The sequence below is a fragment of the Prevotella micans F0438 genome, from assembly GCF_000243035.1.
Classification (GTDB): domain Bacteria; phylum Bacteroidota; class Bacteroidia; order Bacteroidales; family Bacteroidaceae; genus Prevotella; species Prevotella micans.
The window spans coordinates 354,158-376,219 of the sequence record NZ_JH594521.1 but is presented as its reverse complement, the minus strand read 5'-3'; the positions used below and the strand labels follow the sequence as shown (position 1 = coordinate 376,219).

The following is a 22,062-nucleotide window of genomic DNA, read 5'->3' as shown; positions in this document are numbered from 1 at the left end:
GTTGCATTAGAAAATGAATAAAGTAAATGAACAAAAGAATTTTCCTTCTCAACTTGCTTCTTATGTTTTTCATTCTTCCGGCAGCGGCTGTTCTGCAGGAGGATTCGTTGCAAAATTCGCTAGCTGTACTGCGCCATGAGCTAATCACACGGCACTATGAGCAAACCGAGCAGCTCAACCGAGCTAAGCTAATCAACGAAAGGGTTATGCAGCAGTTGCACGAGATTGGCGAAAATTCGGCGCAGATTTCCCTGATGCTTTATTCACAGAATTCGGAAAATATTTTCGACCTGACATATGCATGTCATGAGGCCACTAAACTGTGGAGTGATTTCCAGGAAAAAACTCGCCCATTCCAATTGATGATTATGCAAAGTAATGAGGAGATTGCACGCTACGACTCATTGATTAACGTGCTGAGCACGATGTACACTACTGGCATGTCGGAGAAGACTAAGACCGACCGTAACGTGTGTTTGACACTTGCAAAGAGTATTCGGAGGATGTTGCGGGAGAATAACGATTCTTATCTGGAGTATACGCGATATTACGACTATAGCCGTCAGCAAGTGCAATCGCTCGATGCTTATGCCCAGAAGCGTTACAAGGAGTTTCAATCGGGCATATTCCTGAATCGGAGCGACAATTATCTTAAGTTTCTGTCGCAGTTCCGTCTCAATGTTTTGCAGTTAGGCATAACATTATCAGAGAAGTACACTCCACAGCGGTTAGTGAGTTCGCAATGGGATGTGATGTGGCTCATCGGACTATTCGGGATGATATTCATGTACGGTCTTATTGCCGTGCTTGTGAATTATTTGAGTATCCGTTTTCTAGTAACCAAGTTTTTCAAGAACGAGGATTCGGAACGTAGCAAGGCTTTTAGAGCTAAAAGAACAAGTATCATAACGGTTGCGTCAATCTTCACATTCGGTTTGATTTTGATTATCATCCCGTTTTTCTCGGAATCGAACTTTGTAAACATGGCCAGCAGACTACTGCTGGAGTTCGTATGGATGCTCACGGTAATTTTCGCTTCACTGCTTTTGCGAATCGACGGAGAACATATTAGGATCACTTATAAAATCTACTATCCCATAATTCTAATCGCCTTCCTTGTTATTGCTTTCCGGATTGTTTTGATTCCGGAAACTATCGTGAATCTTATTTTTCCGGCAGCACTCCTTGTGACAACTATTTGGCAGGCAAAAGTGATCGCAAAGCACAGGCTACGCGTACCGAAGTATGACCTCTATCTGGCTTATATTTCACAAGCTATCTTTACACTTGCACTGGTGAGTTCCTGGGTAGGTTATATATTGCTTTCCGTCCAGATTGTAATTTGGTGGGTGATGCAGCAGGCATGCATTCTTACGATTGCATGCGCACATGACTATCTGGCACAATATCGCGACCGGCATGACCTGGGTTCAAAACCGGTTTCGCGCACATGGTTCTTTCGGTTATGCTATTTTGTCATGCTTCCCTCGGCCATGGTGTTATCGTTTATCCTGGCGCTCTATTGGGCTGCTGATGTTTTCAATCTGAGCGAGATGACATGGCAGGTTATCCGAACGAACTTCATTAATTCGCCCAATCTGCAGATAAGTATTTTCGCAATTGCGGCGGCGATTATCCTTTGGTTCGTTTTCAAATATCTTAATAACACGATAAAGGATTTCATAAAGCTCTATCTACAAAGCAAAGACCCCACAACGGCAGTTTCGCGTAGCGTAATGCTTATTAATGTAGTACAAGTAGTTGTGTGGGGTGCGTGGCTACTCACGGTGTTGAATATTTTCAAGGTGAACAACACGTGGCTAGTAGTTGTCTCGGGAGGCCTGTCGACTGGTATTGGATTCGCGATGAAGGATATTCTGGAGAATATCTATTATGGTATCTCGCTCATGGCCGGGAGAATTAAAATTGGCGATTATATCATTTGCGACGGAGTGCGCGGGCGGGTGACCTCTATAAATTATACATCCACAATGCTAGAGGCGCTGGACGGTTCGGTCATAGCCTTCCAAAACTCACAGCTCTTCACGAAGAACTATAAGAATATGACTAAAAATCATGGCTATGAACTGGACACTCTCGAGGTAGGCGTCGCCTATGGCACGAATATCGCCCAAGTGAAGAAGCTGCTCGAGGAATCAATTGCCCGGCTCGGATTCATCTATCAGGGTAAGAAGCCGAAAGTAGTGTTGAGAAGTTTCGACGACAGCTGCATAACCCTCAAAGTATTTGTGTGGGTGAACGTGCTCACACAGTCGAGCGACGACAGCACAATAATGGAGTGCATCTACGAAACGCTCAACAGCAACGGCATCGAGATTCCATTCCCGCAACGCGAAATAACCATTAAACACAGTACATAATATTGTCAGATGTGTCAGTCGGCAATGTGACAGATTTGCGTCGCTAGAGCCATTGGCACGGTTTTCGACAATAAGAGGGCGAAAGCACCAACAAGGGTGCTCGGAAACAGAAACAATAACTTTAAAATAAAAAACAAACATGACAATTAGACCCTTAGCAGACAGAGTGCTCGTTTTGCCGACACCTGCCGAAGAGAAAGTTGGAGGAATCATTATTCCCGACACAGCTAAAGAAAAACCCCAAAGAGGTAAAGTAGTTGCCGTTGGCAACGGAACAAAAGACGAAGCAATGGTGCTCAAAGCCGGCGACGAGGTTCTTTATGGCAAATATGCCGGAACCGAAATCGAAGACGATTCGCAGAAATATCTCATCATGCGCCAGAGCGACGTCCTAGCAGTAGTAGAGAAATAAAACAAATCAAAAAAATAAATCATCATGGCAAAAGAGATAAAATTCGACAGTGAAGCCCGCGAGCTTCTCAAAAGCGGAGTCGACCAACTGGCCAACGCCGTAAAAGTAACCCTTGGCCCAAAAGGTCGCAACGTTGTTATAGGTAAGAAGTTCGGCGCCCCGCAAATAACCAAGGACGGCGTAACCGTTGCAAAAGAAATAGAACTAGAATGCAATTTCGAAAATGCCGGTGCACAACTCGTTAAGAGCGTAGCCAGCAAAACAGGCGACGACGCCGGAGACGGAACCACAACCGCCACAATTCTTGCACAAGCCATTGTGAACGAAGGACTGAAAAATGTGGCCGCAGGAGCTAATCCGATGGATTTGAAACGCGGAATCGACAAAGCCGTCGAAAAAGTTGTAGCCTACATCAAAGAGGCATCCGAAGTGGTTGGAGATAACTACGATAAAATAGAACAAGTTGCAACCGTAAGCGCCAACAACGACCCCGAAATCGGTAAATTACTTGCCGACGCAATGCGTAAGGTTTCAAAAGACGGCGTGATAACAATCGAAGAAAGCAAAACACGCGAAACAAACATCGGAGTGGTTGAAGGAATGCAGTTCGACCGCGGTTATCTCTCCGGCTATTTCGTAACCGACACCGACAAGATGGAGTGCGTGATGGAAAACCCGTACATACTCCTATACGATAAGAAGATTTCCAACGTGAAAGACTTCCTACCCATACTTCAGCCCGCTGCCGAAAGTGGACGTCCACTCCTCGTCATCGCCGAGGATGTTGATTCCGAAGCACTCACAACACTTGTTGTGAACCGCCTCCGCGCCGGCCTAAAGATTTGTGCAGTTAAGGCACCAGGATTCGGCGACCGTCGCAAAGCCATGCTCGAAGACATAGCTGTGCTCACCGGTGGAGTCGTTGTAAGCGAGGAGAAAGGTCTCACACTCGACAAAACAACACTCGACATGCTCGGAACAGCCAAGAAAGTAAATATCTCAAAAGACAACACCACCATCGTCGACGGAGCCGGCGCCAAAGACGCCATCCAGGAACGCGTGGCACAGATAAAGAACGAAATCTCGGCAACCAAGAGTTCTTACGACAAGGAAAAGCTCCAAGAACGCCTCGCCAAACTCTCCGGCGGCGTAGCCGTACTCTACGTAGGTGCAAACTCCGAAGTCGAGATGAAAGAAAAGAAAGACCGAGTTGACGATGCCCTCTGCGCAACACGTGCAGCAATGGAAGAAGGTGTAGTTGCCGGCGGCGGCACAACCTACATCCGCGCTCAAGAACCGCTCGCTTCCATAAAAGGCGAGAACCAGGACGAACAAACCGGTATAAACATCGTTTGCCGTGCCATCGAAGAGCCGCTCCGCCAGATAATCGAAAATGCCGGCGGCGAAGGAGCCGTTGTTGTCAACAAAGTTCGTGAAGGCAAAGGCGACTATGGCTATAACGCCCGCAAAGACACCTACGAAGACTTGCGCACAGCCGGAGTCATCGACCCCGCCAAGGTTGCCCGCGTAGCCCTTGAAAACGCAGCCTCGATAGCCGGCATGTTCCTCACAACCGAATGCCTCATTGTAGACAAACCCGAAGAGGCACCCGCAATGCCCGCACAGCCAGGTATGGGCGGAATGATGTAAACCCATACAAACCAATCCATATTCCGGGAGGCCTTGCCAAAGAACCCTCCCGGAATACTCAAAGCGGAGGGAAGTATCACATAACAGATATTCCCCTCCGCTTATTTTATTCCCATTAACTACATTTCATTTTATCCCGTTCATGAGAAAGGGAGGAAAAGAGAGAAATCAAAAGCTTTTACCACATGCGAAAAAGCGCTTCTCGCGTGCTCTGGAAATTGCATACGTGTGCGCATAAATTTCTTCACAACCGAGTCCACGTGTATCTACTCTCCTATCCCCGAGCGATTACTCCCGTACTCCCGAGCGATTACTCCCAAGTCCACGTTTATCTACATACGTACTCTCATTGTTTTCTAAACCGAGAAATTGAATTATCATCACGATGAAAAATTAGTTTCATCATGATGATACAAACGTTTCATCGTGATGATAAATTTGTGTCATCACGATGATAATCCAATTTCTCCAGTATGTCTATAATACAACTCCCTATGTAAATAGAAGGGACTCCGTATATAAATAGAATGGAGTATAGTTGTAATAGCTCGGGGATAGGAGAGTAGATACACGTGGACTCGGGAGTAATTTCTCGGGGGATGCAAGGTAATTTCTAGGAGATAGCGCCGTGAGAAAATTTTCGCGCACACGTATGCGTTTTCCAGAGAAAACTTGAACCTCCCTAAAACAAGGCGTTTCGGCCATTTCCGGAACCTTCGAAAACAGCCTCCAGACCGCAAAGCAGAATTATACATAAGTTCAGTTTAATAGAAATACCCACTCAACCATCGACCGCATGGGTATTGAGCGAATTTGCGAGAGGCTACACATGTAGGGACAGACCTCGTGTCTGTCCGATAACAATGCCAATTCAGTCTACCGACCGAATAATATTTCCCCATCCTGTTCGGAGGGCGGGATATTTATTCCATCCTGACGGATGGACAGACGAACAGACACGGAGCCTGTCCCTACATGCGGGCTAACGTCCCGAGTTGACATCTATTAAACATCAAAGCAGAGAGAATCGGATGCCCAGTATAAGTTCTATTTCCTCTCCAAAATATTAAGCAGATTCTTAAACCGAATTCACGTAATTATAGCATCTCAAAATTATATCTTCGTGAAAAGCAGATTAATTAAGCGTACCAACCCTACCCGCAGAACATAACGAAAAAGAAAATCTCCGGCTCGAGATTAAGCTGAACCGGAGATAATAAAAATGTTATGAGAATAAGTTTTTTATCTAACTATGCCTCGCTTGGAAGATTGAATGAAGTCGATTATGTATTCTATCTCAGGGGTTATTTTGAGGGTAGAGCGTAATTTCTGAATGTTTTCTTCGCGCGTGCCTTCGCTGTAGATTATTCTGTAGGCTTCATGGATAAGTTCTATCATCTCGTTAGAGAAGCCGCGGCGACGCAAGCCTACAACATTTATCCCGGCATATCTGATTGGTTCTCGCCCAGCGATGATGTATGGCGGAATATCTTGCGAAAATCGGCTTCCGCCTTGAATCATCACGTAGCTACCCACGCGGCAGAATTGATGGGCCAAAACGGTGGCCGAAATGATTGCGTTATCGTCCACAACTACTTCGCCCGCGAATTTGGTGGAGTTGCCGATTATAAGATTCGAGCCGAGAATACAATCGTGGGCCACGTGCATGTTTTCCATAAGGAGGTTGTTACTGCCCACCACAGTTATGCCGCGCGATGCAGTGCCTCTCGAAATTGTGACGTTCTCACGGATGGAATTGTTGTTGCCAATCTCGCAGGTTGTGTCCTCGCCTTTGAATTTAAGGTCTTGCGGCTTGGTAGAAATGCTTGCTCCGGGAAAGATTTCGTTTCCGCTACCAAGACGCGTACCATAGTTCAGTGTAACGCTGTTTTGAAGAATGTTCTCATCGCCGATGACAGTGTTTCTGTCGATGTAGCAGAACGGGCCGATGACGTTATTCTCGCCGAGTTTTGCTTCGGGGTGTACGAAGGCTAAAGGACTAATCTTATTCATTTATAATATAATTCGTTTTTACTTATTCTTTACAATCTGTGCGGTGAACGTTGCTTCGGCCACAACGCGCTCGCCAACAAAAACATAGCCTTTCATCGAACTAATACCGTGGCGCACCGGGCCAAGGAGTTCTACGCGGAACAGGAGCGTGTCGCCGGGTGTTACTTTCTGGCGGAACTTTACGTCGTCTATCCTAAGGAAATAAGTCGACCAGCGTTCGGGTTCTTCAACTTGCGAGAGAACTAGAAGGCCACCGCATTGTGCCATTGCTTCTATTTGCAGAACACCTGGCATAACAGGTTCTTGCGGGAAATGCCCTTGGAAGAAAGGTTCGTTGCTACTCACGTTTTTGATTCCGACGATGTTCGTAGAGCCCATCGCCACAACCTTGTCTACGAGTTGCATTGGATAGCGGTGCGGAAGGAGTTCGCGAATACGTATGTTGTCCATCAGCGGTTCGTCGTTCGGGTCGTAGATTGGGGCCTGCACTTCGTGTTTGCGAATTTCCTTGCGCATCAGTCGAGCAAACTTGTTGTTAACTGTGTGTCCGGGGCGTGTTGCCACAATACGACCTTTTATAGGCTTGCCGATGAGGGCCATATCTCCTATAATATCTAGCAGTTTGTGTCGGGTACATTCGTTGTCCCAAATGAGTGGTTTGTTCTGAATGTAGCCAATGTTTTCAGCATCCATATGGGGTACTTTCAGCAGGTCGGCCAGTTGGTCGAGGGTTTCCTGCGGAACTTGCCGTTCGTAAATTACAATTGCATTGTCGAGGTCACCACCCTTGATGAGGTTGGCTTTGAGCAGCGGCATTATGTCGCGAACAAATACGAATGTTCGGGCAGGAGCTATTTCGTCTGCAAATTTCTCAATATTGTCGAGCGTTGCAAACTGACTGCTGATGAATTTCGAGTCGAACGAACACATCGCTGTTATAGAGAATTGTTCGTCAGGTAGAATGGTTATAATGGAACCGTTGTCGTCGTTTATTTCTATTTTCTTCCGGATGATGTAATAATCCTTCGGTGCATTTTGGTCAACCATTCCCACTTCGTTAATCTTGTCGACATACATTGCTGCCGAGCCGTCGAGAATCGGAAACTCAGGACCGTTAATCTGTATCAGGCAGTTGTCGACTCCCATTGCATAAAGCGCCGCCATTCCATGCTCGATAGTACTAACTCGCGCATCGCCCTTTGCGAGCACAGTGCCACGCTGTGTATCGATTACATTTTCTGCAACTGCTTCTATGATTGGCTGGTCTTCTAAGTCAATGCGTTGGATTCTGTATCCTGTGTTTTCCTGTGCCGGATTAAAAGTTACTGTAAGGTTGAGTCCTGTGTGCAGACCTTTTCCGAAAAGGGAGAAACTCCCCCGCAGCGTTTTTTGCTTTGCTGTGTCCATGTATGTTTATTTATTCTTTTTCAGTTCTTCGACTTCTTTCAGGAGGGTCTTTATTTGTTCGTGCAGTTCGGGAAGCCGGCGAATCAGTGCCTGCGACTTGAAGAATTTGCGTTGTTCCATGGGAGGAGTACCAATCAGTCTTTGGTTCGACTTAATATTACCCGGAACGCCCGATTGTGCGCCTAGCGCAACCTTATTACCTATTTCGATATGTCCCGATATGCCTGTCTGTCCGCCGAACATACACCATTCTCCAACTTTGGTCGAGCCAGCTATTCCAACTTGCGCGCTCATAACAGTGTTTCTTCCAATATCGGTGTTATGAGCAATTTGTATAAGATTGTCGAGCTTAACACCCTTCCGAACAATTGTACTTCCCATTGTTGCACGGTCTATGCAAGTATTAGCACCAATCTCAACATCATCCTCAATTACAACATTACCAATCTGCGGAATCTTATCATAGCTTCCCGCCTCTTCGTTGGGAGCGAATCCGAATCCATCGGCGCCAATGACGCTTCCCGAATGAATAGTAACGTTGTTACCAAAGTGCGTTTCGTGGTATATGCTCACGTTGGGATATACGATGCAACCTTTGCCCAGCTTACAATTATCCATTATCGTGGCGTGCGGATAAATCAAACAATCGTCACCCAGTTCCACTCCGTCACCTATATAAGCGAAAGCACCTATATATACATCCTTCCCTATCTTAGCTTTAGGCGAAACGAAAGCTAGCGAATCAATTCCGTTCTTCTTGGGTTTCATGCTTTCGTAGAGCTGAAGCAGCTTTGCCACACAATCGCGAGCATTCCGAACACGAATAAGAGTAGTGTTAACCGGTTGGTCTATGGTTATGTCTTCATCGACCAAAACTACCGAACTTTTCGTTTCGTAGAGATAGTGTGTATATTTAGGATTTGCCAAAAACGAGATAGCTCCGGGTCTGCTTTCCTCGATCTTGGCAAATGTATTAATGGTCACTTCATCGTCGCCTTCTACACGACCTTGAATAAGTTGGGCAATTTGCTTTGCTGTAAATTCCATTCTTAATTAAATATGGTATTTAATGCGCGCAAAGGTAGAGAAGATTTGCCACAACAGCGGAAACAATACGGATAAAATCCTTTCTGGCACGCTTGTAGTCTAGAAAGCTAACAACGACTCAACAATCTTTTTACTTCTTCACCTTTTGTTTACCGTCTACAATGTAGACACCAGCAGGCAGTTGGTCGAAAGGTTTGTTAAGTTTCATGCCCATTAGATTGTAGATACCGCGTCTTGATACAGGAACATCGGTTGTCGGAGTGATGAGTTTTGTGCTCTCCTTGGAGATTGTTATTCGTTCTGTTATGACCTTACCATCTGCACCGAATAGAGAGTAGTAGTCGTAGCCACCGTCTTCGAATTTCTTCCAGTATGTTCCTGCTGGGCTCGTGATAGAACAACCAACAAATTCTGGCTTTTTGTCCCATAACCAGCCGAAAGTTCCGTCATATGGGTCACCAGTACTGCCACTACCCTGTGCTTGAACGGTACAGTTGATGAATTTCCAGTGGCCGGCAGTTAGACCGGTTAATCCGCCTACTGATTCAAGCGTACAGCCATCTACGGTGAGATCGCCTCGGTTAAAAATACCGTAGCGATAGCCATTTTTACCAGTTGTCGAACCGTTCACTATGAGTTTGCCATCGCCCGTGATGGTGAGATTCTTTTTCGGGCCATTACTGATTCCTCCACTATTATCAGATATTATGGTATTGTTTCCAACAAGGTAGATTATCAGACCGTCGATTTGATTCTTAATACCTAGCCCGAGTGTTTCTTCTTCTGTGGTATGAATGGTAGCATCCGAGAGTGTTAGGGTGTTCGTAGCGGGGGCGTATTTTACAGTTCCACTCACTCCATCTATTACGCTTAGGTTATTGCAGTTGGTTGTGTTTACTTTACGACCAGCTATCATAAGATCATAATCGGAGGGGGTGGATTCGATAGTTACCCAGTCGGTCACCACTTTATCGTCGTCTCCAAAGAGTGAGAAACGCACGTTTTCACCATCTAGAAACTTCTTCCAATAGAACTTCTTCGGGCTTGTAATTTTGCAGCCTTTGAAATCGGGGATTCCATCCCATACGTAACTGATACTCCCTTTATACTTGTCGGTATTGATACCGCCGCCCTTAATGCGCATGTTACAGCGAACAAACCTCCAATAACCTGATGACAAGCCAGTCACTCCGCCGCTCATTTCTAGTGTACAGTCGCTCACAATTACTACTCCACGGTTGATGACACCTCGTTGATCAAGTTTTTCTTCTGCTGTCTGTGAGCCTTTCACTGTAAGTTTACCGCTACCCGTAATGGTGAGGGTACGGCTGATATGGTTATACAAGCCCATGCTTTGTTCGGAGATGATGAAATTCTCACCGATGAGTCGGATGGTGAGACGTTTGAGTTTATTCCAAAGTCCTATGCCTTCATCATATGTGGCAGTTGTACGAATAGTAGCATTATCTAGGGTGAGTGTGTTCGTAGCAGGATCATAGACCGCCGTACCCGTTATGCCATCTATCACAGAAAGGTCGTTACAGTTATCGGAGGTTACCTTCGTACCTGCTATCTCAAGGTCGTAATCTACTTGTGCCCAAGCCTTATGTGGCAGAGCGAAAAGAATGATGAACAGGGCTATAAATGCCGCGTACTTGGTTTTAGGTAATTGTTTGTACATTATAGTTGTTTTCTTATTTTGAAATTCCTTCTAATGCAATACTCTACGTGAAGGGGTAGAGCATTTGTGAATCTTATTCATACGTTAATTCGGTATAATAAAGCCTTCTATACTCCGGGCTCTATGTTTCTGAAGGTGTAGAAGACCAACAATTCCTAATTCTACCACTTTTTATACCGAACTCATGTATCCATAGTTTCACAACTCGCGTGCAAATTTAGTATTTAGTTTATCAAGAACCTATTTTCTGTCTTCATCAACACTATACGTTCAATAATAACCGTAGAACATTTCCGCCGATTTTATTATTCCCAAACTCCTATACAAGCGCAAAGGAGCGTGGGAGAATTATTTTTACCTCACAGTATGACGCTCCGGGTTGTTGCCGACAACCATAAGGCATTTCTGTCTGTTGGCGCAGCCTCATCGGGAGTTAGTACTTTATATACTCTGCTATCGGTCCGTTGTAGTTGATAGTAAAGGTGTGATCTGTCTTTTTGTCGGATCATATCACATGCCCATTCTTCAGCTTTATGGTGATGGTGCCGCCTAAGCGGCCCTCTATCTTAAGAGTGTCCATGAGGAATATGGGCGGTGGGACACCTCTGTAACCTGTACCCCGGTGTGCCATCGCGAAATGGAAGCTCCGTAGGAGCGATGGATTACAGGCAGGCGGTGGAGCGATAGCGCAACCCCTGTAAACGGAACCATCGCGAACGGGGAACCCCGAAGGGGTGACGGACACCATCAGCCGCCGCCACGTTCCACCCGCCGCCCGCACTCTCCATTTCCCCGCGCTCCTCTGTTGCCCCGCCGTTCGGGGTTGTGCTATCTGACCACATTCCGTCGCCCTTTCAGGGCTTCATTTGATTGGGTGTGCCCATTATACAGGGGTTGCGCCCTTGCGGGCTCCACCGCCTGCCTGTGATCTGACGCCTCTCCGAGGCTTATTTGGTGAGACGACCATGACACAGACACAGGGGTCTGTCGCCTCTCCGGGGCTCTCATCCCTGCGCAAGTCCGTCGCCCTTTCAGGGCTCGTTTGGTGAGACGACCATGGCACAGACACAGGGGTTGCGCCCTTTCGGGCTCCACCACCTGCCTGTGGTCTTTCGCCTCTCCGAGGCTCTCATCCCTGCGCAAGTCTATCGCCCTTTCAGGGCTTGCCCTATGCGAACATTCCTAACAGGAGCTTGCTCGGGGTGAACATTCCTGACGGGGCTTGCCCTATGCAAACATTCCTAACGGGGCTTGCTTGGGGTGAATATTCCTGACAGGGCTTGCCCTATGCGAACATCCCTCTCGCAGGGGCGCAGCGCAGGGCGTTTACAACTCCGTTATCTTGCCGCTGTAGCTGATGGTGAGGGTGTGTTCCTTACCGTCTTTGCCCTTCACGCGGCCGTTTCTCAGCCGAATGTTGAGGGTGCCCTTGATGGAGCCCGCATACTCGAGGGTGCCGGTGTTGAAGACAGGTACGGATTGTTCGGGGTTGCCTGAAGCTTCGATGAACTTGGTGTTGCCGCCTTCGCCATTGGACTTATAGTAGTCTACCGTCCAATAGAAATAAACCGCATCGGCGTTTTTCTTTGTCTTTTCGGTCAGCTTGATGGGAGTGCCGAACACGTCTTTGTTTATATGTAACACCACTTGTTCTTTTTCGTCGGCCGAGAGGATAAGGTAGATACGGTAGTTGCCGTCGCCTTCGGGGTCGTATTCGGCCTTGAGGATGGGTTTCTCCTCGCCGTCGATGGTTACGGTCTGCGCCTTGGGTTCGGGCAGAGGTTCCGGTGTCGGTTCGTCGTTACTACTCGAGCAGGCGGTGAACGCCGCGCTCATCATCACTGTTGCAAGGGCGAAAGCTGCTTTCGCTGCGCTTGCAAGAAATAAGTTCTTCGTCATTGTTTTACTTTTAATTATTGATTATTGATTAGGGTTATTCCCTCTCCGTCATCGTGCCGCTGTAGCTGATGGTGAGGGTGCGCTTCTGGCGATCGTTGGTCTTTACGCGCCCGTTTTCGAGCTTGATGTTGATGGTACCCGTGGGCGAGCCGCTCACGGTGAGCGTGCCGGTGAGGTAGAGATCGCTATTACTGTCGGGGTCGCCGTAAGTATTGGTGAATAGGGAGTTGTCGGGATTGTGGTAGTCTGCCGCCCAATACCACTCGTCGCCCTCGTGCTTCTTTTCCCTTTTGGTCAGGTCTACGGGGCTGCCGTTCATGTGCAGGTCTTTGTTCAGGTCAATTTCCACCTTTTCCTTACCGTCGGCCGATAGGTTGAGGAAGAGCCTGTAGTTGCCGTCGGTATGGTCTTCGTATTCGGCCTTGACGATGGGTTTCTCTGCGCCGTCGAGGGTCACGGTGTTGGCCTTCGGTTCGGGCAGGGGTGCTCCATATTTCTCCATCGTGCCGCTGTAGCTGATGGTGAGGGTGTGCTCCTTGCCGTCGGTGCCCTCTACGCGCCCGTTTTCGAGCTTGATGTTGAGGGTGCCGTCGGGCGAGCCGCTGATGGTGAGGGTGCCGATTTTAAAGACGGGGTAGTCATCCTCGCCGGGGGCGCCGTAAGTATCGATGAGCTGAGTGCCGTCGGGCTTATAGTATTCCACCACCCAACAAAACCCGGCGTGCTCCTTTTCCCTTTCGGTCAGGTTGAAGGCGTGGCCGGTCATATGCAGGTCTTTGTTCAGCTGCATTATCACCTTTTCCTTATGGTCGTCGGAGAGGTAGAAATAGAGAATGTAGTTGCCGTCGGCCTTGTCTTTGTATTCGGCCTTGAGGATGGGTTTCTCTGCGCCGTCGATGGTCACGGTTCCGGCCTTGGGCGAGGGCTTCGGTTCGTCGTCGTTGTCTTTCGAGCACGAGGTAAATACGGTGCTCATCATTACTACTGCTGCAAGGGCGAAAGCTGCTTTCGCACAGCTTGCAAGAAATAAATTCTTCGTCATTGTTTTGCTTTTAATTATTGATTAGGGTTATTCCCCCTCCGTCATCGTGCCGCTATAACGCACGGTGAGGGTGCGCTCCTCGCGATTGTTGTCCTTTACGCGCCCGTTCTCGAGCTTGATGCTGACTTTGCCACTTTTGGGATCGCCCGTGACGGTGAGCGTGCCGGCGAGGTAGAGATCGCTATTACTGTCGGGGTCGCCGGTAGTATTGGTGAATAGGGATTTGTCGGGATTGTGGTAGTCTGCCACCCAATACAACTTGCCGCCCTCGTGCTTCTTTTCCCTTTTGGTCAGGACTACGGGGCTGCCGTTCATGTGCAGGTCTTTGTTCAGGTGGAGTTCTATTTTTTCCTTACTGTCGGCCGAGAGATAAAGAAGGAGGAAGTAGTTGCCGTTGAGCTTGTCTTCGTATTCGGCCTTAAGGATGGGTTTCTCCTCGCCCTCGAAGGTTACGGTTCCGGCCTTTGGCGAGGGAGGTGGCGTTGGTTCGTCGTTACTACTCGAGCAGGCGGTGAACGCCGCGCTCATCATTACTACTGTTGCGAGGGCAAGAGCCTTGCTTGCCGCGTTCGCAAAGAAATTATTGTGTTTCATTGTTTATTGTGCCCCCCTGCTGAAATCTCCTTTCGGAGCAACGCCGTGTCGGGGGCTCGGGCGTTGGGTTGAATTGTTTTGAAACTTACTCTACGCCTCTCTCCGTTCCCCCGCTTCCTATGGTGCGAACCGCGGGAGGGGGAGGAGAGAGGGTGGGCTGAATTGCCTACAGGTTCCCACGCGTCACTCTTTCTCGTCGGGCTTCTGAATGATGCGCTGCACTTTTTCGGCCATGGCGCGCAGTTCGGCTCTGGGGAAGAACTGTATGCGTGCCTTTTTGAGTGTTTCGGCGCTTACGTCTTTCTCCTTTTCCACCTGCTTGCCGATGGAGACGAGCTTAAAGGAGCCCAGGTCGGCGAAGTCGACCGCGTGCCCGGCCAGCATTTCGTTGCGCAGCACTTCGGCCAGCGCGGTGATGCACGAACGGATGTCGGAACGCGACAGCGAGGTGAGGTTGATGATGTAATCCTCCACCTGTCTGGTTGTAGTCCTGTCTTGCGGCAGGGGCGATGCGAAATACATTGTTTTACCTTTATTTTTGCCTATACGCATCACAATTTTTTTGATCTCATGTAGAATCATAGCTTTTACTTTTAAAATGATTATTACTTATCTTGTTAAATTCACTTATCCTCCGCTAGGAACGGCATCTGCCCATCGCTAGGAACGACAATCGTCCTCCGCTAGGAACGACATCTGCCCATCGCTAGGAACGACACTTGCCCGCCGCTAGGAACGGCACTCGCCCGCCGCTAGGAACGGCAATCGTCCGCCGCTAGGAACGCCACTTGCCGCTTAACTTGGTATTCCGTCGCCCTTTCAGGGCTTGGGTTGATTGGGTGTTCCCATTATACAGGAGTTATGCCCTTGCGGGCTCCACCACCTGCCTGTGATCTGACGCCTCTTCGAGGCTTGCGGGGATTGACGATTGTCCTCTCGTTGAGTCGGCGCTTGTCCTCTCGTTGAGTTGGCATTCATTCTCTCGTCGAAACGACCTTCGTCCTCTCGTTGAGTCGGCGATTACCCTCTCGTCGGGCCGGCGGGAACCCCGGAGGGGTGGCAAGACCACAGGCAGGCGGTGGAGCGGTAACGCAACCCCTGTAACCCAGCGTGCCATCGCGAAATGGAAGCTCCGTAGGAGCGATGGACCACAGGCAGGTGGTGGAGCGGCAGCGCAACCCCTGTAACCCGCGCATACCACCCGAAATGGAAGCTCCGTAGGAGCGATGGATTACAGGCAGGCGGTGGAGCGGCAGCGGAACCCCTGTAACACGGAACCATTGCAAACGGAGAACCCCGAAGGGGTGACGGACACCATCAGCCGCCCGCCACGTTCCACCCGCCGCATGCACTCTCCATTACCCCGCGCTCCTGATTGCCCCGCCGTTCAGGATTGTGCTATCTGACCACATTCTGTCGCCCCGTCAGGGCTCATTTGATTGGATGTTCCCATTATGCAGGGGTTGCGCCCTTACGGGCTTCACCGCCTGCCTGTGATCTGACGCCTCTCCGGTCAGGGGTTGCACCGCCTGCCTAAGGTCTGTCGCCCCGTCAGGGCTCGGTTGATTTGGGTGTTCCCATTGTACAGGGGTTACGCCCTTTCGGGCTCCACCACCTGCCTGTGATCTGACGCCCTTTCAGGGCTCGTTTGGTGAGACGACCATGACACAGAACACAGGGGTTACGCTATCTGACCACATTCCGTCGCCCTTTCAGGGCTTCGGTTGGTGAGACGACCATGGCACAGAACACAGGGGTTGCGCTATCGCTCCACCGCCTGCCTGTGGTCTTTCGCCCTTTCAGGGCTTGCGGGGCTTGCTGCCTGCCCACATTCCCAACTTATGGGCGGACGGGCCGAACCGAGAACCCAGTGCAACGTTCGGGAACGTACATGATGCTACCGCTCATAACGATGTAAAAGAAGCGGGCGGTGTAGTTGGCGTAACTCGTGCGGAGCGAACTCGACCAGTAGAAGCCCTGGCTGCCGGCATCGTAGAGTTCGGAATCAATGCGGCGGCCGGCGGCAGGCAGGAAGATGGAGTTGCCGTTCTTTTTGCTCTTCATTTCGTAGCCGTTCACGCCGTCTTGCGTGGTCTCGGTATAGGTGCAGTTGTCGAACAGTTCTTTGATTTCGTCCCAGGTCGGCATGCGCCAGGGCGAGCCGAGGTTGGCGGTGGCGGCGTCGTCGGCCGCTTCGAGGGTCTCCTTGTTGTCGCCGATGAAGTTGCCGTCGGAGTCATACCAGATGCCCTTGGTCTGGTCGTCGGCGAAGGTGTACTTGGTGATGTATCGCCAGTCGTCCTTGCCGGTCTGCATCCACTTGTAGGTACTCCAGTAGTAGACGGCCTTGTTGGGCTCTGTCTCGCCCCATGCGTAGTAGTCGCCGTAGTCGGTCGGCTTCGATGCGCCGAGGTTGCACCTAGCCCACTTCAGGCCGCTGGGCAGGCCAAGGTCTACGTATTTCTCCACCGGGGTTGGCCCGCCTGCTCTTTCCATTGTGCCGCTGTAGCTGAGGGTGAAGGTGTACTCCTTACCGTCTTCGCCCTTTACGCGCCCGTTTTCGAGCCGGATGTTGATGGTGCCGTCGGGCGAGCCGCTCATGGTGAGGGTGCCGGTTTCAAATACGGGCTCGGTGCCATTGGCATAAAACAACAGGTTACCGTGGGCATTCAAGTACGTTACCCCCCAACGAAACCTGTCGTCGTAGCGCTTCCTATTCTTTTCCTTTTCGGTCAGGTTGATGGGGTTGCCGGTTGCGTGCAGCTCTTTGTTCAGGCCAAGCCTCACCCTTTCCTGACTGCTGGCAGAGAGGCTAAAGAAGAGTACGTAGTTGCCGTCGCCCCAGTATTGGTATCCGGCCTCGAGGATGGGTTTCTCTGCGCCGTCGAAGGTTACGGTCTGCGCCTTGGGTGTGGGAGGTGTTCCGCCGCCTCCGTCATCATCGTTGTTACTACTCGAGCAGGCGGTGAACGCCGCGCTCATCATCACTGTTGCTGCGAGGGCAAGAGCCTTGCTTGCCGCTTTCGCAAAGAATGTTTTCTTGTTCATAATCTTTTAATTGATTGATGGTTTATTTCTTATCTGAATGCTCCTACAGGAGCGGTTTCGTCGTTTGAGTTGATCGGCATTTGCCGTTTAACTTAGAGGGCATTTGTAGTTTAACTTAGACGTCACTTGTAGTTTAACTTAGACATCACTTGTAGTTTAACTTGGATGTCACTTGTAGTTTAACTTGGACGTTACTTGTAGTTTAACTTAGACGTCACTTGTAGTTTAACTTAGAGGACGATTGCCGTTTAACTTAGGCGTCACTTGTCGCTTAACTTAGTATTCCGCCGCCCCCCTTGGTTTCCTTGTTTCGGGGGGGGCGTTGGGTTGTTATGAATGGGTTGTTACTTCACGGGATGGCGCTCCGAGTCGCTGCCTACGACCATGACGTATTTCTGTCCGTTGGCGCTCTTCTGGAGGTAGCAGTGGGTGAGCACGGTCTTGCCGCCCGACTTGGTGATGAGGTCGGCCTTGAGGGTGTACTTGATGATCTTGTAGGGCCATACTTTCTCTTTTATTGTCTGCCACTTGTTGCTGTGGTAAACCACCTTGACAAACTCGTCGCCGCGGTGTCCTGCCAGTTCGCGTCCGGCGGCATCGCCCTTGGTTTTGAGTTCGCCCGATACGCTCACGCCCTTGGGCATCGACACGGCGGGAATGTTGCCCATACGCACGGCTCCCATGATCTTGCCGACCACTCCGTCGGCCGTCCAGCGCGTGTAGAGCATCGTGGCCTTGCGTGCCTTGGGGTCGGAGGCCTCGCGCTTGTTCCAGTCTTTGTGCTGAACGAGAATCTGGGTGTAGAGTTCCGTGCCCATCAGGTAGTACTTGGCGCGTATCATTGGGTATTTCTGACATATCTCATCGTTCTTCTCTACATTTTCGAAGCAGTCGATGACGCGGTCGGCAATGAGGTCGAAGTCTACCACATTGAGGGCCATGTTGAACATGATGCGTTCGCGCTCGAAGCGCCGCTTTTCGTATTCCATTGTCGGCAGCACGATGCCGAGTTTGGCGTCGAGTATGCCCTTGTAGTCGTCGCAGGTCTCGGGCTTGATTTCCACGCCCGACTTCATGATCGGACTGAGGATGACCAGCAGTTCGGCGAGCTTCTGCACGGCAGCTTCGCTGTTGGGGTCGGCGAAGAAGGCTGCCGCGAAGGGATAGCGGAAGATGTCGTCGCAGTAGACGCCCATCTTCTCGCCTGCCGGCGTCATGAACTCGGCTCCGTTCTTATCGTCGTAGGTGAAAGGCGGGAAGTAGACGCTGTTTCCCGGTCTTTGGCTAAGCACTTCATCTATCATTTTGTTGAGCACATTGTGCCCGATGAGGACATTGTCGCCCAGTCCGTACATTTTCGGATACTTGTAGTAGGGCTGCAGCGGGAAGTACTTCGGGTCGAGATGCTCGTAGGCGGCGTGTATCCGGGAAATGGGCCGCGTGTAACCCTTCCACACCTCATTGCTCGATGCGTCGGGGTCGGCCTCCAAGGCGCCTGCCGAGGGCTTGAACTTCTGCTCATAGAGCGTTTCCAGGTCGTAACCTTTTCCACCCTTGCCCTTCTTGCTTTTCTTACTGCCGGAGTCGGAATCCGATGAGTCGGACAGCCCCGTCTCCTCGCTTACTTTCTCCTTGGCCTTCTTCGCGCTCTTCTTGACGGCTTTGGTAGCGGCTTTCTCTGCCTGATACATACCGTTTACAACGGCGTTGTGGGCTGAGCTTTCAACTTTGTTCTCCACTACCCGCTCTGTGTTCTGCTTCACCCTCTTGACGAGTTTGCCGAACTGTGCCTCGGCGGGCGTGGTGATTGCAAATGCCAGCGTCATGGCTGCCGACAATGCGATGACTCTATTATGTGTCATAATAATTGTGCCCCCCTGATGACCCGCGTTATTTGTGTTTTGTGCGGGAACGCCGTATCGGGGGCGCGGGCGTTTAGGATTAATATTTACGTTTTACATCCCTCTCGGGGGATTGCCCGGCCGGGTAGACGGCGGGGCATCCACTCGTCTTGCTCGGCAGGACTACTCGTTTACTTTTTTCGCACGCCGCGCACCGATAATCCCCTGCACCGATTATCAGAACCGACTCTTATCTCATCTGAATCATTGACTCTCCAGCCTTTGAGTTGTACGGCCAGCATGCTGGCATTGGTGTCGAGCGTTTTCGTCCAGTAGTAGCAGCCGGTACCTTTCTTATTAAGTTCTCTATTGTAGTAGAGGCCGGCGGCCGGCAGGAAGATTCTGTTGTAGTTAGGTCCTTTCACTTCATAACCGTACACGCCGTTATATGCCTTCCAAGTCCACGTGCATTTATCCATAAGCTCCTCCATTTGGGCTTGGGTGGGCGTGCAGGATATTTTGTCGTAGCGGGTAGCAGCATCGTCAGCGGCTTCGAGTTCGGTTCTGCCGTCGGTGAAGCCATTCGAGCCGTGGTCGGGATTGGTGCAGTATTTGGTAATGCGGATGTTGCTTTTATTAGCCCACTTATAGCTTCCCCAGTCGTAGGATTTCTGGCCCGACTTGTCCTCCGTTTCGCCCCATGCGAAGTATTTGCCATACGCTTCGGGTTTATCGGCGCCTACGTTGCATTTTGCCCACTTCGTGCCGCTGGGCAGACCGAGGTCTACAAACTGTTCACTCTCTATCGGGCCGTTGTAGTTGACGAGGAAGGTGAACTCCGTGCCATCATTGTTCTTTATTTTTCCGTTCTTAAGCACGAGATTGAGCGTTCCGCTAAGGTCGCTATTGAAAGAAGCATTGCCGTTGAGGGTGCCGCTTTTGAAGAAGTGGTCGTCGGGATTTTGACCATAATACGTGAAGCTCTTGCCGGACTCGGAGGTATTGTATTGTACTGCCCAGAAGTGGTCGTCGGTTTCCGGTTCCCTTTTTGTGAGGTCGATGTCTTTGCCGAAGTGGCGATCTTTCTTGAGTCCTATCAACACATTTTCTTTGCCGTCGGGGGTAAGATAGAGGGTGAAGTAGTATCGTTCACCGGGGTATTCGTAGTATTCAACTTTCTCTATTTTCCTGTCTTTGCCGTTGATGGTTACGGTGTTAGTCTGGGGCTGGGGCTGGGAGCCTCCGATATTCTCCATCGTGCCGCTATAGCTCAATACGATGGTGTGCTCCTTACCGTCGTCGCCCTTTACGCGCCCGTTTTTGAGCACGATATTGATGGTGCCATCGGGCGAGCCGCTCGCGGTGAGCGTGCCGGTGGTGAAGACGGGATGATTATTGCCGGGCTTGCCGTGAATACTGAAGAGTATGCTGATGTCGGGATTGTCGAGCTGATAGTAAGCTACCCCCCAATACGACTTTTCGTCGTGCTTCTCTTCCTTTTTGGTCAGGTCGATGAGGCTGCCGTTCATATGCAGCTCTTTATCCAGTATGATTTCTATCCTTTCCTTACCGTCGGCCGAGAGGTAAAGATAGAGCCAGTAGTCGCCCTTGAAACCGTCTTCGTATCGAGCCTTGACGATGGGTCTCTCCACGCCGTCGATGGTTACGGTGTTGATCTTCGGTTCGGTCGTTGGGCCGTCGTTACTACTCGAGCAGGCGGTAAACGCCGCGCTCATCATCATCACTGTTGCTGCGAGGGCAAGAGCCTTGCTTGCCGCGTTCGCAAAGAAATTATTGTGTTTCATTTTTTTATTTGTGCCCCCCTGCTGAAACTCCTTTCGGAGCAACGCCGTATCGGGGGCTTGGGCGTTTGTAGGATGAAAAAGTGTCTTTTATTCCTATTTGATTGATTTGTTAAGAGTGGGATAGTATAGAATGAGAGTCTTGGTTGTTCACTGCTGCTGTGAGGGCAAGAGCCTTGCTTGCCGCACGCGCAAAGAAATTGTTGTGTTTCATTGTTTTATTTGTGCCTCCCTGTTAAGACTCCTTTCGGAGCAACGCCGTGTCGGAGGCTCGGGCGTTTGTAGAATTGAATGATTTGCTTCGAATAGATTAGAAAAAGAAAGACTGCCAGATGCGCTTCCACAGAGTGTCCTTTGGCGGAGGGTCTGGCGACGAATAGGGTGTATCGCTTTCGGAATGACCGCCTGTTTGTATTTTCTCACGACGTTCGAACTCAATGTCTATCATCTCTTGAATGGTTTCGAGGAGTTGCATACGGTCTTCCAATATTTCCAAACTTTCTCGTTGTCGATTACTTTGTTTACGGTTCGATTGCTGTTTCATATTAGTCTTGTTTTACGGCATTATCATTTCGACATGAACAAAAAGACTTGTCGGCTGATGCCTATTTTTTTACTGTTAATACTATGTCGCAAAATTATGTGCGGGGTAGACGGAGGGGTATTTCAAAATCAATCAAAAACCTATCATAATCGTGCATTCTGTACCCAGTCGACCTATCATAATCATGCATCGAAACGCTGTGGCTCATTACAAACAAGGCGTTTAGCAATGATAGGTTTAGTATTTTTTACAGACGCATGCCTGGGGCGGTGAAAAGACTCTTGTGGGAGATTCCAATGAGTTTCTTTAGCGTATACAGTGAGTTGATGCATCATAAAAGTTGTGCGCGGATACTATCAACAATTTTGTTTTGGAGCGCTGGCACTCTGTAGTGCAAAACAGGGTCTGTTTGGGGCGAACTCCGACCCGCTGGAGCAAAACAGGGTCTGTTTGGGGCGAACTCCAGCCCGCTGGAGCAAAACAGAGTCTGTTTGAGGCGAACTCCGACCCGCTGGAGCAAAACAGGGGCTGTTTGGGGCGAACTCCGACCCGCTGATGCAAAACAGGGTCTGTTTGAGACGAACTCCGACCCGCTGGAGCAAAACAGAGTCTGTTTGAGACGAACTCCGACCCGCTGGAGCAAAACAGGGTCTGTTTGAGACGAACTCCGACCCGCTGGAGCAAAACAGGGTCTGTTTGAG

Annotated in this window: 15 protein-coding genes; 3 read left to right on the top strand and 12 right to left on the bottom strand. The window is 49.9% G+C overall.

The window, feature by feature from the left end; all coding sequences use genetic code 11:
- Nucleotides 1–26: 26 nt before the first annotated feature.
- The 3 genes from HMPREF9140_RS01435 to groL all read left to right on the top strand — a co-directional run bounded on the left by HMPREF9140_RS01435 (nucleotide 27) and on the right by groL (nucleotide 4,443).
- Nucleotides 27–2,381: a mechanosensitive ion channel family protein gene (locus HMPREF9140_RS01435; RefSeq protein ID WP_006951252.1), complete on the top strand. Its 2,355-nt coding sequence runs from the start codon at nucleotides 27–29 to the stop codon at nucleotides 2,379–2,381.
- A gap of 139 nt (nucleotides 2,382–2,520) precedes the next feature.
- Nucleotides 2,521–2,793, top strand: coding sequence for a co-chaperone GroES (locus tag HMPREF9140_RS01430; protein ID WP_006951251.1), 273 nt, complete (start codon nucleotides 2,521–2,523; stop codon nucleotides 2,791–2,793).
- Between the two features lie 24 nt (nucleotides 2,794–2,817).
- A complete protein-coding gene (gene groL, locus HMPREF9140_RS01425; RefSeq protein WP_006951250.1) occupies nucleotides 2,818–4,443 on the top strand; it encodes a chaperonin GroEL in 1,626 nt (541 codons plus the stop codon).
- A gap of 1,242 nt (nucleotides 4,444–5,685) precedes the next feature.
- On the opposite strand, the gene lpxA is transcribed toward groL, so the two are convergent.
- The 12 genes from lpxA to HMPREF9140_RS01365 form a co-directional block, all read right to left on the bottom strand.
- On the bottom strand, nucleotides 5,686–6,456 hold the full coding sequence (gene lpxA / locus HMPREF9140_RS01420; protein WP_006951249.1) for an acyl-ACP--UDP-N-acetylglucosamine O-acyltransferase: 771 nt from the start codon (nucleotides 6,454–6,456) through the stop codon (nucleotides 5,686–5,688).
- Between the two features lie 18 nt (nucleotides 6,457–6,474).
- Nucleotides 6,475–7,863 carry a bifunctional UDP-3-O-[3-hydroxymyristoyl] N-acetylglucosamine deacetylase/3-hydroxyacyl-ACP dehydratase gene (locus HMPREF9140_RS01415; RefSeq protein WP_006951248.1) on the bottom strand — a complete coding sequence of 463 codons (1,389 nt, stop codon included), beginning with the start codon at nucleotides 7,861–7,863 and terminating at the stop codon, nucleotides 6,475–6,477.
- A gap of 6 nt (nucleotides 7,864–7,869) precedes the next feature.
- Complete coding sequence (lpxD, locus tag HMPREF9140_RS01410) at nucleotides 7,870–8,910, bottom strand: UDP-3-O-(3-hydroxymyristoyl)glucosamine N-acyltransferase (RefSeq protein ID WP_006951246.1); 1,041 nt, start codon at nucleotides 8,908–8,910, stop codon at nucleotides 7,870–7,872.
- Nucleotides 8,911–9,040: 130 nt separating this feature from the next.
- Nucleotides 9,041–10,591, bottom strand: coding sequence for a hypothetical protein (locus HMPREF9140_RS01405; protein ID WP_006951245.1), 1,551 nt, complete (start codon nucleotides 10,589–10,591; stop codon nucleotides 9,041–9,043).
- 1,326 nt (nucleotides 10,592–11,917) lie between these two features.
- Nucleotides 11,918–12,490, bottom strand: a complete 573-nt coding sequence (locus tag HMPREF9140_RS01400) for a hypothetical protein (RefSeq protein WP_006951243.1) — start codon at nucleotides 12,488–12,490, stop codon at nucleotides 11,918–11,920.
- Between the two features lie 34 nt (nucleotides 12,491–12,524).
- Nucleotides 12,525–13,532, bottom strand: coding sequence for a hypothetical protein (locus HMPREF9140_RS01395; RefSeq protein ID WP_006951241.1), 1,008 nt, complete (start codon nucleotides 13,530–13,532; stop codon nucleotides 12,525–12,527).
- Between the two features lie 27 nt (nucleotides 13,533–13,559).
- Entirely contained in the window at nucleotides 13,560–14,126 is a 567-nt protein-coding gene (locus HMPREF9140_RS01390; protein WP_006951240.1) for a hypothetical protein, read from the bottom strand.
- Nucleotides 14,127–14,309: 183 nt separating this feature from the next.
- Nucleotides 14,310–14,708 (bottom strand): HU family DNA-binding protein, encoded by a 399-nt coding sequence (locus HMPREF9140_RS01385; protein WP_006951239.1) that lies wholly within the window; start codon nucleotides 14,706–14,708, stop codon nucleotides 14,310–14,312.
- Between the two features lie 1,257 nt (nucleotides 14,709–15,965).
- A complete protein-coding gene (locus HMPREF9140_RS01380; protein ID WP_006951238.1) occupies nucleotides 15,966–17,174 on the bottom strand; it encodes a DUF1566 domain-containing protein in 1,209 nt (402 codons plus the stop codon).
- 344 nt (nucleotides 17,175–17,518) lie between these two features.
- Nucleotides 17,519–19,036: a hypothetical protein gene (locus tag HMPREF9140_RS01375; RefSeq protein WP_006951237.1), complete on the bottom strand. Its 1,518-nt coding sequence runs from the start codon at nucleotides 19,034–19,036 to the stop codon at nucleotides 17,519–17,521.
- Between the two features lie 170 nt (nucleotides 19,037–19,206).
- Nucleotides 19,207–20,820: a TonB-dependent receptor gene (locus tag HMPREF9140_RS10705; RefSeq protein WP_006951234.1), complete on the bottom strand. Its 1,614-nt coding sequence runs from the start codon at nucleotides 20,818–20,820 to the stop codon at nucleotides 19,207–19,209.
- A 307-nt stretch (nucleotides 20,821–21,127) separates the two neighbouring features.
- Nucleotides 21,128–21,361, bottom strand: coding sequence for a hypothetical protein (locus HMPREF9140_RS01365; RefSeq protein ID WP_006951226.1), 234 nt, complete (start codon nucleotides 21,359–21,361; stop codon nucleotides 21,128–21,130).
- Between the last annotated feature and the right edge of the window lie 701 nt (nucleotides 21,362–22,062).